Origin of the sequence: Rhizobium sp. NXC14, from assembly GCF_002117485.1 — a bacterium.
Taxonomy (GTDB): Bacteria; Pseudomonadota; Alphaproteobacteria; order Rhizobiales; family Rhizobiaceae; genus Rhizobium.
On the sequence record NZ_CP021030.1, the window covers coordinates 1,462,304 to 1,477,024 of the forward strand.

Below are 14,721 nucleotides of genomic sequence, written 5' to 3' on the forward strand. Positions count from 1 at the left end.
GGATCGGTTTCAAATGAGGATGACATGACGCAAATGCGGATCGCAGAGAGGGACGCGGCCTCCGCTCCCACTCAAGCGACAGCGATGAACAAGGGCCGGCTCCCGGTGACAGTGCTCGCCGGCTTTCTCGGCGCCGGCAAGACGACGCTTCTCAGCCACGTGCTGACCAATCGTCAGGGCCTCAGGGTAGCCGTCATCGTCAACGATATGAGTGAAGTGAATATAGACGCCAGTCTCATTCGAGACGGCGGCTGCAACCTGTCGCATACGACGGAGGCATTGGTTGAACTCAGCAATGGCTGCATATGCTGTACCCTGCGCGATGACCTCCTGACGGAAGTGCGGCAACTGGCCGAAGAGGGGCGGTACGACTATCTGCTGATAGAGGGAACCGGCATTGCCGAGCCGCGCCCCATCGCTGCCACCTTTTCCTTCCGCGACGAGAATGGTGTTTCGCTCTCCGATTTTGCCAAACTTGACACGATGGTGACTGTCGTGGACGCCGCCAGCCTCTTGGCTGATTACAGCAGCGCCGATCTGCTTCGCGATCGCGGCATGCAGCGGGACGGCGAGGACCGGCGGACACTCATCGACCTCTTGGTGGACCAGATCGAGTTTGCCGACGTTGTCGTGATCAACAAGATCTCGGACGCGACCGAGGAAATCCGCGCAGAAATTCGCAAAACGGTGGCTGCGCTCAACCCGGATGCGCACCAGGTGGAGACGGACTTCGGCAAGGTTTCTCTTGCAAGCATTCTCAGTACGGGCCTCTTCGACGAAGCAAAGGCCGCCGCTCACCCGTTATGGCACAAGGAACTGTACAGCCCGGGTGCTCATGTTCCGGAGACGGAGGAATATGGGGTATCGAGCTTTGTCTATCGCACGAGGCGTCCCTTCGACCCGACACGGTTTCGGGCATTCCTGGACGAGCCCTGGCCAGGGGTCATCCGCGCCAAAGGTCATTTCTGGCTGGCCACGCGCCCGCGTCACGTGGGTCTGATGTCGGCGGCCGGAGCGCAACGACGCTGTGAACCAATGGGGCTCTGGTGGGCGGCCGTTCCCCGGCAGGACTGGCCGAGCCACCACCAGTTTCGCCAGCATATCGAGCGCCGATGGGACAGCGCTTGGGGCGATCGTCGGCAGGAACTCGTGTTCATTGGTGTTGACATGGACGAGACAGGCGTCCGCAGCGCGTTGGACGACTGCCTGGCCAGCTCGGATCCGCGGGACTGGTCGGCTCTCGAAGATCCCTTTCCGGCCTGGTAGCACGGGGCGGCGCCGGAGTTTGCCGGCTCGACCAGCCGGACCGGCAACACAAGACCGACCAGCTTTCTCTTACACAGCGTCCGCCGCTTAGCGGGAGCACCAGACGGGTCCAGAACCGGATATGCGGTGAGGATCATCATATCGGCGTATGGAGTACCACCAACATACCCAAGATTGCTGTCGTACGTTCCGCTCCGAAAGCTGGCAGGATGAAGCTATTCAATGCTGGTCGACGGGAATGGGGACGCCGCTCTTGGTGAGATTTCATGTGAGGAATCGCAAATACTTGACTGCTGCCGGCGGCACGCCGTGCATCAGTCACGCAACCTCGGCCTGGGCCGCGCTGCTTGGAACTCCGACCGTCGTGTCTTCGAGCACTCAGGGTTCTTCCGACTTTGCCAATCACGGCAGCGCAACCGTTCAATCCTATCTCACCGGCACGGTTACATCTTCCTTGATATCATCAGGCGACATGCAGTCGTCGCCTGCATCGTCGAGGCCGATGTCGCCGCCTGCCGCCGATGGCGGCGCGCAGGACACGTCCACGAAGACGGCGTCGGCTGCGACGATCTTCGACACGACCTCCTCGGCATCGCAAGACACCGTACTTGCCCCAGATCCCTACGAAGAGGCTGCTACACTGCCTGCCGCCCCCGCATTGACGGGTATTACCAGCGATGCCGGCACCGGAAGCGCCACGGCGACGGCGCCGGTCACTTCTTCAAGCACTCTCGACACGGCTTCGTTGCGCCTTCAGGCCTCGATAGCATCCCTCACGGTGGAGCCGAGCCAGGACGCTTCCGCCGATACGACCGCGGTCTCAGCGCTGGCCGCACCAGCGGCGGCTCCGGCTGCGGTCACGCTCAACAAGATCGCACTGGAAAACCTGAAACAGGGCAGCCCGATCAGCGAGTGGGGCCTGGAGGGCGATGGCAAGGGCACCATCCAGGGCTTCGCAACTGAAATCAGTACGAATATCGGCCAGACGGTCGATTTCAAGATCGCCACCGATTCCACGCATTACCGCATCGATATCTACCGGATGGGTTATTACGGCGGGGCCGGCGCGCGCAAGGTCGACTCGATCGAGCAGCAGCTGACCACGGCGCAGATCCAGCCGCATCCGATCGTCGACATGTCGTTCGGTCTCATCGACTGCGGCAACTGGTCGGTCTCGGCGAGCTGGCAGATTCCGACCGATGCCGTCTCCGGGGTCTATTTCGCCAAGCTGGTGCGTGAGGACGGCACCGAGGATGCCAGCATCATCCCCTTCGTCGTGCGCGACGACTCCTCGCACAGCAATATCGTTTTCCAGACCTCGGACACGACGTGGCAGGCCTATAATGCCTGGGGCGGCGCCAGCCTCTATTACGGCGATGTCCCCGTCGATCCCGCTGACATGATCGGCTACTTGCCGCCGAACTGCAGCTGCGGCCTGACCGCAATCGGTCGCGCCTCGGCGATCAGCTACAACAGGCCGATCATCACCAATACGAGCCCAGTCGGCGGCTCGCACGACTTCATTTTTGGCGTCGAGCATTCAGCCATCCAGTGGCTGGAGCAGAACGGTTACGACGTCTCCTATATTTCCGGTGTCGATGCGACGCGTAGCGGTAGCCTGCTGCTGAACCATGATGCCTTCCTGTCGGTCGGACATGACGAATACTGGTCGGCCGAGCAGCGCACCAATGTGGAGGCCGCGCGCGATGCCGGCGTGAACCTCGCCTTCTGGAGCGGCAACGAAGTCTATTGGAAGGTTCGCTGGGAAAGCAGCATCGATGGCAGCGGCCAAGCCTACCGCACCATGGTCTGCTACAAGGAGACCTACGGCACGGGCACGGACCCGAGCAATATCGGCACCGGAACCTGGCGCGATCCGCGTTACGCCGATCCGGGGCAGGAGCCGGAAAATTCGCTGACGGGGACGATGTTTCAGGTGGACGGCTACCGCCAGGATACGATCTCCATCCCCTACGACTATTCGAACCTTCGTTTCTGGCGCAATACCGATGTGGCAGAGCTGCAGCCGGGCGAGACTTACAATCTGGTGCAGAACCTGCTTGGTTACGAATGGGATTCGGATGTCGAAAACGGATTCCGTCCAGCTGGACTGATCAACCTGTCGCTCTCCTCGGTGGCGGTCAACACTTATCTGCGCGATTACGGTTCGACGGTCGGCGATGCGGTGGCGACCCACAGCCTGACCATGTACCGGGCGGCAAGCGGCGCGCTCGTCTTCGGCGCCGGCACCGTCTTCTGGTCCTGGGGGCTGAACGATCAGCATCAGGGGCCGGCAACGTCAACCGATCGCAACGTGCAGCAGGCGATGGTCAACATGTTCGCGGACATGGGCATCCAGCCGACGACGCTCGATGCGAGCCTGATCCTCGCGACCCAATCGAGCGACACGCTGAAGCCCACCTCGTCGATTACCTCGCCCATCGTCGGCGCAAGCTTCCTCGAAGGGCAGCATGTGACGATATCAGGAACGGCGCAGGATTTCGGCGGCGGCATCATTGCCGGCGTCGAGGTCTCCACCGATGGCGGCCAGCACTGGTTCAAGGCCACGGGCCGCGAGAACTGGAGCTATAACTGGGTCGTCCAGGCGAGCGGCACCTATACGATCCTGTCACGCGCCGTCGACGACAGCGTCAATCTGGAGGCGCCATCGGCCGGCAAGCAGGTCACCGTCACGCTGCCGGGCACGCAGGGCCTGTGGACGCTGGCGGAAAAGCCCGCGACCGAAGTAGCGGTCGATCGCGATTCAGTCGAGCTCGGCCTGCGCTTCCAAGCGACGACGGCAGGCTCGGTGGAGGGCATCCGCTTCTACAAGGGCTTCTATAACATCGGCGAACACGTCGTCAGCCTCTGGAGCAGCACCGGAACGCTGCTGGCGACCGGCGTAGCGACAGGGGAATCGCTCTCAGGATGGCAGACGGTGATGTTCTCCAGCCCGATCCAGATCGCGGCCGGCACGACCTATGTGGCCTCCTATCACAGCAATGGCTACTACTCGCTCACCCAGAACTATTTCAACGAGCCCTATGCCAGCGGCCAGCTGAAGGCCGTCGATGGCGGCGGCGTCTTCGCCTACGGCACTACGCCCAGCACATTCCCCGGCCAGAACCCCGGAGGCAGCAATTACTGGGTGGACGTGGTCTTCGATGCCGGCCCCAACAGCCAGCCGGTCGCGACCGACGACAGCGGGCTGATCACCGGCCACAACGCAACGCTTGTTATCTCCATTGCCTCGCTCCTGGCAAACGATACCGATCCCAATGGCGATGCGATGACCATCACGGCCGTCGGCAATGCCGTCAATGGCACGGTCGCTCTCAACAAGCAGACCGGCGCCATCACCTTCAGGCCGGCCAACGATTATTCAGGACCGGCGAGCTTCAGCTATACGCTGTCTGACGGGCGCGGCGGCACGGATCAAGGCAATGTCAGCCTGACCGTCCAGACGGGTTCGGCTGGCGAGACACTGTTTACGGCAAGTGAGGGACCGACCGGCGGCAGCTTCAACGACAATACGGCGTTGGAACTCGGCATGAAGTTCGTCGCTTCCTCGACCGGCACGATCTCGGGCATCCGCTATTACAAGGCTGCCGGCGATACCAGCCTGCATACCGGCTCCATTTGGAGAGCCGACGGCACGCTCGTCGCAACGGTCACCTTCACCAACGAGTCGCTCTCCGGCTGGCAGACCGCGAACTTCGCCACGCCGCTGCAGATCACCGCGGGTGCGACCTATGTCGCCTCATACCACACGACCGGCACCTATGTGGCGACGTCGAATTATTTCAACACGGCACATACCAATGGCTCGCTGACGGCGCTTGCAGGCAGCAATGGCGTCTACTCGGTCGGATCAAGCTCGATCTTCCCGACGTCAAGCTATCAGTCAACGAATTACTGGGTTGACGTCGTCTTCAATCAATCGACGGGCAATGCGGTGCCGGTCGCCGCCAATGACAACGGCTATACGACTTATACCAATACGGCTCTGTCGATCGCCGCCGCAAATCTGCTCGCAAATGACAGCGATGCGGATGGCAACCCGCTTGTCATCACCGGCGTCAGCGGCGCGGTCAACGGTTCGGTGTCCTACGAGAACCAGACGCAGACCGTCACCTTCACGCCGACGGCAGGATATACCGGGCCGGCGAGCTTCAGCTATTCCATCGCCGACGGTCAGGGCGGCACGGCATCCGCCCAGGTTGGGCTTACCGTCAACGCCCAGGGGAGCGAGCAGAACCTCTTCAGCGCCAATGAAACGCCTGCAGTCGTCTCGGTGAACGACAATCACCCGGTCAATCTCGGCATGAAATTTCAGGCGGACACGGCCGGCTGGGTCACAGGGATCCGCTTCTATAAGGGCGCCGACAATACCGGCCCGCATAACGGTTATCTCTGGACCGCCTCGGGCACGCTGCTTGCAACCGTCACCTTCAGCAACGAAACGGCAAGCGGCTGGCAGACTGCCACGCTCACCCAGCAGGTCGCGGTCGCAGCGGATACGGCCTACGTCGTTTCCTACAGCACAAACGGCAATTACTCGGCGACGGGCAATTATTTCAGCACTGAGAAGACCAGCGGCGACCTCAGGGCGTTCAGCGGCGACAATGGCCTCTATGCCTATGGATCGAGCGGGTTGTTCCCGACCAGCAGTTACAACAGCACAAACTACTATGTGGACGTGGCGTTCAAACTGCAGCTCGCGGCGTAACGCCCACAAGGATGCAAGCCGACCATCGAGTAAAGAGTGAGAGTATCGATGATGCGTGCAGACAACAGATTGCCGGTTACGGTTCTCGCGGGGTTTCTCGGCGCAGGGAAGACGACTGTCCTCAATCATGTCCTGAGTAATCGGGAGGGCCGTCGGGTTGCGGTCATTGTCAACGATATGAGCGAGGTTAACATTGATGCGGATCTCGTGCGCGAGGGAGGTGCAGACCTTCTGCGCACCGATGAGACGCTGGTAGAGCTCACCAATGGATGCATCTGCTGCACGCTCCGCGAAGATCTCCTCAGCGAGGTGCGGCGGCTGGCGGCCGCCGGCCGTTTCGACTATCTGCTGATCGAGGGCACGGGGATCGCCGAGCCTCTGCCGGTAGCAGCGACATTCTCCTTCCGCGACGAGAGTGGAGCTGCCCTTTGCGACGTGGCAAGGCTCGACACCATGGTCTGCGTCGTCGACGCGGTCAATCTGCTTGCCGATTACCGCAGCGACGAGTTCCTGGCCGATCGCGGCGAAAGGCGTGACGGGGACGATAAGCGCAAGCTGGTGGAACTGCTTGTCGAGCAGATCGAATTTTCCGATGTCGTCATCATCAACAAGGCGGGCGACGTGCCCTGCGCCGACCTTGCCGAGGTTCGCCGGGTCGTCGCGGCACTCAATCCGGATGCCCGCGTCATCGAGACGGTGTTCGGCCAGGTGCCGCTTGGCACGATCCTGGATACCGCCCTTTTCAGCGAAGCCAAGGCCGCCCGCCATCCGCTCTGGCACAAGGAGCTCTTCGGCTGGGACGATCATGTGCCGGAGACCGAGGAATACGGCATAACAAGCTTCGTCTATCGCAGCCGCCGGCCCTTCGATCCGGCGCGGCTGGGCCGCATGCTCAAGCAGCCATTGCCCGGCGTCATCAGGGCGAAAGGCCATTTCTGGCTGGCGACCCGGCCGGACGAGATCGGTCTGCTGTCGATTGCCGGTACGCAATGCCGCATCGATACCAGAGGGTTCTGGTGGGCCTCGGTGCCGCGGGCGCACTGGCCGCGCCATCCGCAATTCCGCCAGTTACTCGACCGGCATTGGGACGATGTCTGGGGCGACCGCCGCCAGGAGCTGGTCTTCATCGGCTCCGGCTTCGACGAGGGCGCCATCCGCATCGCGCTCGACGATTGCTTGACCGGCGAGGAGACGGGTTTCGATCCTCAGACCGCCGTCGGTCTTCGCGATCCGTTTCCGCCATGGCGGCACGATACGCACGCATCGAACGGAAAAATGTGAAGCGGTTTTCGGATAATCCGATGCGTCGACTCAAAGGTGAACAGGTTTTGATTATCAACCAGAGGAGAGAACAATGAGCAGCGAACTTTATGCAGACGGTATAGGCGAAATCACCGTCACAGGAACGATCGTGCGCATCGACCTGATGTCGCTCTCGGCCACCGATCGGGACGCCAACAACAATCCGAAGCCGGTTTTCCGCCAGCGCATCATCATGCCTGTCGACGCCTTCGCCAATGCGGTTGATCTCATGCAGAAGGCGCTTGGCGGCTTGGTCGAGGCGGGCGCGGTCCGTCGCATCGGTGACGTGTCGGCTGCAGCCGCCACCGATATCCAATCGGTGCAGGGCGCTTCAAACGCCTCGCCGAATTTCAACTGACAACAGGGACAGCCTCGGTCTCGTAATGTTTCGGGTGGGCCATGAGTGGTTTTCTGCATACCAACCTGCATTGTCTTGCGCTCGTCGCGCGTCACCACGGCGTCGACCTTTCTCCTGAGCGATTGCAGCACGATTATTGCGTCGGCAACGATCCGGTGGCGGTGCGGCAAATGCTCAGAATGGCGAAGGATGCCGGTCTGAGGGCCAGGCATCTGGCCCTCGACTGGCGAAGCCTGTTCCAACTCGGCGAGGCTTTCCCGGTGCTTGCCGAACTTTCGAACGGCAACTGGGTGGTCATCGCTGGCGCTCTCGGGGAGGGTGAGGATGAGCGGATCCGCGTTCTCGACCCGCTCGCCACGCGCCCTGAAGTCATGCTGCTGAGCGAGGAGCAATTCGCCAAGGCCTGGCTCGGATCGGTGGTTCTGCTGAAGCGCAACTACCGCATGTCGGATGAGGACCGGCCCTTCGGCTTCCGCTGGTTCATCCCCGAAATTATCCGGCAGCGCAGCTTCTTCCGCGATGTGGCGCTCGCAGCCTTCGTGCTGTACGGACTGGGTTTGACGACGCCGATGTTCTTCCAGCTCGTCATCGACAAGGTGCTCGTGCATCAGAGCTACGCGACATTGACGGTCCTGACCGTCGGTATCGCGGTGGCGCTCGTCTTCGACGCGACCTTCAGCTTCCTGCGCCGCTATCTGCTGCTCTACGCCACCAACAGGATCGACATCCGGGTGGCGACGCGCACCTTCGGCCATCTGCTCAACCTGCCGATCGCGCTCTTCGAACAGGCCTCGGCCGGTGTTCTCGTCAAGCATATGCAGCAGACGGGGCGCATCCGCGAATTCCTGACCGGCCGGCTGTTCCTGACGCTTCTCGACGGTGTTTCGCTCTTCGTCTTCGTGCCGATCCTGCTTCTCTACAGCGTCAAGCTGACCCTCGTGGTGCTGGGTTTTGCGGCGCTCGTCGGGCTTGTGGTGATGATGCTCGTCGGGCCGTTCCAGCGTCGCCTGCAGGCCCTCTATCAGGCCGAAGGCGACCGGCAGGCCCTGCTTGTCGAAACCGTGCACGGCATGCGCACGGTGAAATCACTGGCGCTGGAGCCGCGACAGCGCAAGGTGTGGGACGATTATTCGGCGCAGTCGATCTCGGTGCGCTTCCGGGTCGAAAAAATCTCCACCATCGCCCAGTCGCTGACCGGGCTTCTGGAAAAGCTGATGAGCGTGGCGATCATCGGGCTCGGCGCGCTCGATGTCTTCAGCGGTTCCATGACGATCGGCGCGCTGGTCGCCTTCAACATGCTGGCCGGCCGCGTCTCGGGGCCGCTGGTGCAGATCGTCACCATGGTGCATGAATATCAGGAAGTGGCGCTTTCCGTGCGCATGCTCGGCGAGATCATGAACCAGCGGCCGGAACAGGCCGGACGCGGCCGAGGTGTGCGGCCGCATCTGCATGGCCGCATCGAATTCGACAGGGTCACCTTCCGCTATGCTCCCGATGCGGCGCCTGCGCTCGACAATGTGTCCTTCGCCATTCCGGCGGGCTGCGTCTTCGGCGTCGTCGGCAAGAGCGGCTCGGGCAAGACGACGATCACCCGACTCATCCAGGGCCTCTATCAGAGCCAGGAGGGGCTGGTGCGCATGGATGGCTACGACAGCCGCGAAATCGATCTCGTGCATCTGAGAACCAGCATCGGCGTCGTGCTGCAGGATAATTTCCTCTTCCGCGGCACGGTGCGCGACAATATCGCTGCCGCCAAACCCGATGCCAGCATCGAGGAAATCATGGAGGTCGCCCGCGTCGCCGGCGCGGAGGAATTCATCGAGCGCCTGCCGCGCGGCTTCGACACGATGCTGGAAGAAAACGCCGCCAACCTCTCCGGCGGCCAAAGGCAGCGGCTTGCCATTGCGCGCGCGCTGATCACCGATCCGAAGCTCCTGATCTTCGACGAGGCGACGAGCGCGCTTGACCCAGACAGCGAGGCGATCATCCGCGAAAATCTGAGCCGGATCGCCGCCGGGCGCACCGTCGTCATCGTGTCGCACCGGCTTTCGACGCTTGTGGATGCCGATGCCATTCTCGTCATCGATCGGGGCAAGGTCGCCGATATCGGCCGGCACGACCAGCTGGTGTCGCGCTGCATGACTTATCGCCACCTGTGGGCCCAGCAAATGAGGCAGGTCGCATGAACGCGCGTGTCACAAAATCCAGCGAGAACCTGCCAATTTCATCAGACAAGGGCGCCTCGGACCATGGCCCCTCGAATAAGGGGCCAGACGGAAGGACCGGGCTGCTCGTCGCCCGCCCGCCGCTGCCGCCTGTTATCGCGGAATTTCAGTCCGATGCCGTCGAGCTCGAGGAACGTGCTCCGCCGCGCATTGCGCGCATGACGCTCTATTGCGTGACGGCGCTGATCGCTGCGACCATCATCTGGGCGTCCGTCTCTGAGATCGACGAGGTGGTGATTGCGCCCGGCAAACTCGTCACCACGCAACCGACCATCGTCGTCCAGCCGCTGGAAACCTCGATCATCCGCACGATCGATGTGAAGGCCGGCGAGGTGGTGCGTGCCGGACAAACGCTCGCAACGCTCGACGCCACTTTCAGCCAGGCCGATGTCGACCAGCAGCAGGCGAAGTTCTCCGCACTCGACGCCCAAGTGAAGCGCATCGAGGCGGAACTCGCCGGCGATGACTACACGATGATGGCCGGATCGACGCCCGACGAGATGCTGCAGTTGCAGCTCTTCGGCCAGCGGCGGGCCTTCTACACGGCGCAGCTGCAGAATTTCGAGCAGCAGATCGCCGGCCAGTCGGCAGCGCTTGCCGCGGCCAAGAACCAGGAAGCCGTGCTCATCGACCGACGCGACACGCTCTCGCAGATCGAAGGCGCGCGCGAGCGGCTCTTTAACACGCAGAGCGGCTCGCTGATCACCATGCTCGGCTCGCGCGACGCCCGCCTCGACGTCGAGTCCGATCTGACGGCCGTGCGCGGCAAGGCCGACGAAGCCGCGCATACCTTTGCCAAGCTGAAAGCCGACCGGCAGGCCTTTATCGAGGATTTCCGCCGCGCCGCGATGGAACAGCTGGTCGAGCTGCGCGGCCAGCGCGACATGGCGGATGAAGAGCTGAAGAAGATGGAGCTGCGCCGCAACATGGTGTCGCTGACAGCACCTGCCGACGCCGTCGTGCTCGACCTCGCCCAGCGCTCCATCGGCTCCGTGGTACGCGAAGCCGAACCGATAGTCACACTGGTGCCGATCAACGTGCCGCTCGAAGCCGAAGTCTCGATCAACACCCGCGACATCGGCCGCATCGCGGTGGGTAAGGAGGCCCGCATCAAGCTGGACGCCTACCCCTTCCAGAAATACGGCACCGCGTCGGGCGAGGTTCGCACCATCAGCCAGGACACGTTCATGACCGGCCAGCAGCAGGAACAGACCGCCACCCCGGGCCAGCCGGCCGCGCCCTTCTTCAAGGCTCGCATCCTGCTTGCCGATACGAGGCTGAACGTCTCGGACGTGCCGGTCAGGCTGCTGCCGGGCATGACCGTCTCCACAGAGATCAAGGTGGGCAACAGAACGGTGATCTCCTATTTCCTCTATCCGCTGCTGCGCGGCCTGGATGATGCCATCCGGGAACCGAACTGAGGGGGCCGCAGACGAGGTGTGGGCGAGGGGCGTCCTACACACGCCGGGGATGGAGGTGGCGCCAGGCCTCCAGGCGGCCGCCCCCAAAAGCGTCTGTGTATCAGCGGAAGCCGCATCCGTTTGCAGATACAGCCTACCGGCAAGTGGCCAGAAAAGCGCGAATTGCTGCAGAGATATTGCCGAGATGGAGGAGGGGCGCATGTCCTTGCCCTCCGGCGGTATGAAGGACCAATCCGGGATGCAGTCGGGCCATTTCGTTCACTGTTTCCTGCGACAGCAGCGGTGAATTTTCACCGCGGATCAACATCAGCGGAAAGCGGCTCAGGCTTTCGAATTGTGCCCACAGATCGGGCAGCGGCTGGCTGAAATCGATCGATCTCAGTGCCTCGGCGATAGCCGGATCGAAGTCGGCGACCGGCCTTCCGCCGACGTCGCGATATAGCGCAAGCGCCATTTCGCGCCAGTCCTCGCCCGTAAGCGCAGTAAACGAGGCGCCATGATTCACCTGCAATATATCGGCCGCCTCTTTCCAGTCGGCCGGCTTCCTGCCGTTGAGGTAGTCGCGAATGAGCGCCAGCCCTCCTGCCTCGATCGCCGGTCCGATATCGTTCAGGACCACGGCTTCGAGAAGATCCGGCCGTGCCGCCGCGATCAAGTGCAGGATCAGGCCGCCGCGCGACGTGCCGATGAAAACCGCCCGCTCGATGCCGAATGCCGTGCAGGCGGCAATGATGTCGCCGGTCTCGACAGCGAGATTGTAATTGGCCTTGTTCTCATCCCATGCGGAATTTCCGCGCCCGCGCGAATCGACGGCGATCACTCTACGCGGGCCAGTTCTGTCGCGGCTGAGAAGCAGCGCAAGCGGATGAAAGTCCCGGGCATTGCGGCTCAGGCCGGGCAGGCAGATCACCGGCAGCCTTTCGGCGGCTGCGGCCCCGGGGGGCCGGTAGTCGCGGGCATAAAGCGTCAGCCCATCGGAAGAATGGTAAAATCGTTCCTGGAAACTGCCTGCATCCACGTCCGGCATCGCATTCCTCGAGACCTGTCTGATCTGGAAGGTGTAGAGCATGTCTCGCAAAAGTGTGCAGCGGTTTTGCGATAAAGACATGCGGAAAAAAGACCAGCCTGCTTTTCAAGCCGCGCCAAACGACTTCAGGAGGCGCCGCGTCCGCCGATCAGGTCGCGCTCGATATCCGTCGGCTGGCCGAGGCGGGCCTTGTAGACTTCATAATTCTCCATCACCCGCTGTACGTAATTGCGCGTCTCGGGGAAGGGGATGCGTTCGATCCAGTCGATGATTTCGTCGATCGGCCTGCCGCGTGGGTCGCCGTAGCGTCCGATCCATTCCGGCACGCGCTTCGGCCCGGCATTATAGGCGATGAAGGTGAGGATATAGGAGCCACCGAAGGCTTCGATCTGCTCGCCGAGATAATGCGCACCGAGGGTCGCATTGTAGCCCGCATCGGCCGTCAGCTTGTCCTTCGAAAAGGTGATGTTGTGGCGTTTGGCCACCGCCTGAGCAGTGCCGGGCAGAAGCTGCAGCAGGCCGCGTGCATTCGCTGCCGAAACGGCGGCCGGATTGAAGGCGCTTTCCTGCCGGGCAATGGCATAGGCGAGCGCCTTGCCGGAGCCGGAGATATTGGCATTCGGCGGGATTACGCCGACGGGAAAGGCGAGCGCGGCGACATCGATCCCTCGGCCATAGGCGATTTTGCCGACCTGCAGCGACAGATGATGATTGCCTGATTGCTCGGCCTGCGCCGCAAGGATCGCCAGTTCACCGGGACTTTGCAGCTGATCGGCGAGTGCGAGATAGAGGATGTCGGCCCGCCAACCGTGGCCGGCTGCCTCAAGCCGGGCGATTGCCTGCACGGCCTCGCGCGCCTGGAAACGCTGGCGGTCGGCTGCGCTCGGCGTGGGATAGCTGACGTTGAGCGTCTTGCGTCCAAGCCTTTCGGCAGCGAGCTGTCCATAGAAGGTGCCGGGAAAATTCGCGGCCTTGCCGTAGAATTCGCCGGAACTGCCGGGGCCGCCGGCCTCGGCTGCTCGCCCGAGCCAGTACCAGGCGCGCGACACCGAGATGGGACCGTTGGAAGTCGCCAGAATCTTGCGGAAATGCTTTTCCGCCGTTGTCGGGTCTTGCAGCCCGCGCAGCGCATACCATCCGGCATGGAATTCGGCCTCGACGATATCAGTCGGGCTGGTTGCCGCAGAGCTTGCGACGATGCGATAGGCCGGTCTGAATTGTCCCTGGTCGACGAGGCCGCGGCTGACGATCCGCTGCTCGTTCCACCATTCTCCGGAATTGACGAGTTCGCCCGGCTCGCGCGGCATCTTTTCCAGAAGCGCCGCCGCTTCGGCATATTTGTCCTGCCTGCGCAGATATTCGATGCGCGCGAACAGCAGGCCGGCATCGCCACGCCATTTCGCCTCGACGCTATTGAGCAGCGCGTCGGCATTGGCAGCTTTGGCGTCGACGGCGGCCCAGGCTTTGTAGAGGGACTGCGCCTCGCCCATGTCGCCGAAGCGCTTGGCCTGCGCCACCCGGCCACGATACATCAGATAGTCCATCCGCGCCTTGTGGTCGGCTGGCGTCAGCAGGGCGGAAAACTCGAGGAGGATCTTGTCTTCGCTTGCCTTGTCGAGCGCCTCGGTGCGCCAGACCGTGCGGATATATTTTGCTGCCTGCGCCTGCTTGCCTGTCGCAATCAGCGCCCGCCCGAGAATGATGGCGCCCTGCATCGTCTCCGGCGCGGTGTCGCCGAAGGCGGCGAGCACGGCTGACGGGTCGGGGTTTTCGTCGTAGAGCGCGCGTTCGGAATAGGCGCGCAGCCTGGAAAGGCCAGGCCATCCCTTGAGCTCCTGCGCAGCACTGGCGATTTGATAGGAGGGAACGCCCTTCAAGCCGGAGACGGCGATCGCCCAGGTGAGGATATGGCGATCGAGCGTATCCTCGCGCATGCTGTCGCGGATTGACAGAGCCAGTTGCGGGTTCTTGGCAGAGAGCGCGTCGAGTCCGGTTTTCAGATCATTGGCGACCGGCGCGACGGCCTGATTGCGCGGGATGGCGCCGGTTGTCAGCGCTTCCGGTATGGAGGTCTCTGGGACGAAGCCGATCGGCCTGACTTCAGGCGTCGGAATGCTTTCGCCGGGAAGCGGGGACGCAACGCTGCCCCACGCGGCGGCAACGAAGCCGAAGGCGGTCAGAATCAGGACAGCTTTCTTCATCCGGGATCTCGCAACGGAAAACACGCCCTGTTCATTTGGCTAGAGGCTTCTTAACGAAACCTTACCGTACCAGGTAAAATTCATTCACATCTGCTATCGGAATTTGCCCTAAACCGAACTCTCCGCGCTTGTCGCGATGATTTCAGCGCTTTATGGTGCGCAAAATATTCATGGAATGCGGCCGAAGCAAGG

8 protein-coding genes are annotated in these 14,721 nt (G+C 62.3%); 6 read left to right on the forward strand and 2 right to left on the reverse strand.

Features of this window, described 5'->3' with window-relative positions; all coding sequences use genetic code 11:
- Window positions 1–84: 84 nt before the first annotated feature.
- From NXC14_RS07170 to NXC14_RS07195, 6 genes are all read left to right on the forward strand, one after another.
- Complete coding sequence (locus tag NXC14_RS07170) at window positions 85–1,266, forward strand: GTP-binding protein (protein ID WP_085780023.1); 1,182 nt, start codon at window positions 85–87, stop codon at window positions 1,264–1,266.
- A 238-nt stretch (window positions 1,267–1,504) separates the two neighbouring features.
- Complete coding sequence (locus NXC14_RS07175) at window positions 1,505–5,995, forward strand: DUF4082 domain-containing protein (protein ID WP_085777581.1); 4,491 nt, start codon at window positions 1,505–1,507, stop codon at window positions 5,993–5,995.
- Window positions 5,996–6,043: 48 nt separating this feature from the next.
- On the forward strand, window positions 6,044–7,276 hold the full coding sequence (locus NXC14_RS07180; RefSeq protein ID WP_085777582.1) for a GTP-binding protein: 1,233 nt from the start codon (window positions 6,044–6,046) through the stop codon (window positions 7,274–7,276).
- Between the two features lie 73 nt (window positions 7,277–7,349).
- A complete protein-coding gene (locus NXC14_RS07185; RefSeq protein ID WP_085777583.1) occupies window positions 7,350–7,655 on the forward strand; it encodes a hypothetical protein in 306 nt (101 codons plus the stop codon).
- Window positions 7,656–7,696: 41 nt separating this feature from the next.
- Complete coding sequence (locus NXC14_RS07190; RefSeq protein ID WP_085777584.1) at window positions 7,697–9,841, forward strand: peptidase domain-containing ABC transporter; 2,145 nt, start codon at window positions 7,697–7,699, stop codon at window positions 9,839–9,841.
- Window positions 9,838–11,301 (forward strand): HlyD family type I secretion periplasmic adaptor subunit, encoded by a 1,464-nt coding sequence (locus tag NXC14_RS07195; protein WP_085777585.1) that lies wholly within the window; start codon window positions 9,838–9,840, stop codon window positions 11,299–11,301. Before NXC14_RS07190 ends, NXC14_RS07195 begins: the two co-directional genes overlap by 4 nt.
- Before the next feature lie 133 nt (window positions 11,302–11,434).
- Here the strand turns inward: NXC14_RS07195 and NXC14_RS07200 are convergent, their stop codons facing one another.
- The gene (locus NXC14_RS07200; RefSeq protein WP_085780024.1) at window positions 11,435–12,328 is read right to left on the reverse strand and encodes an alpha/beta hydrolase; all 894 of its coding nucleotides are present in this window, start codon (window positions 12,326–12,328) and stop codon (window positions 11,435–11,437) included.
- Between the two features lie 125 nt (window positions 12,329–12,453).
- On the reverse strand, window positions 12,454–14,529 hold the full coding sequence (locus NXC14_RS07205; protein WP_085777586.1) for a lytic transglycosylase domain-containing protein: 2,076 nt from the start codon (window positions 14,527–14,529) through the stop codon (window positions 12,454–12,456).
- Between the last annotated feature and the right edge of the window lie 192 nt (window positions 14,530–14,721).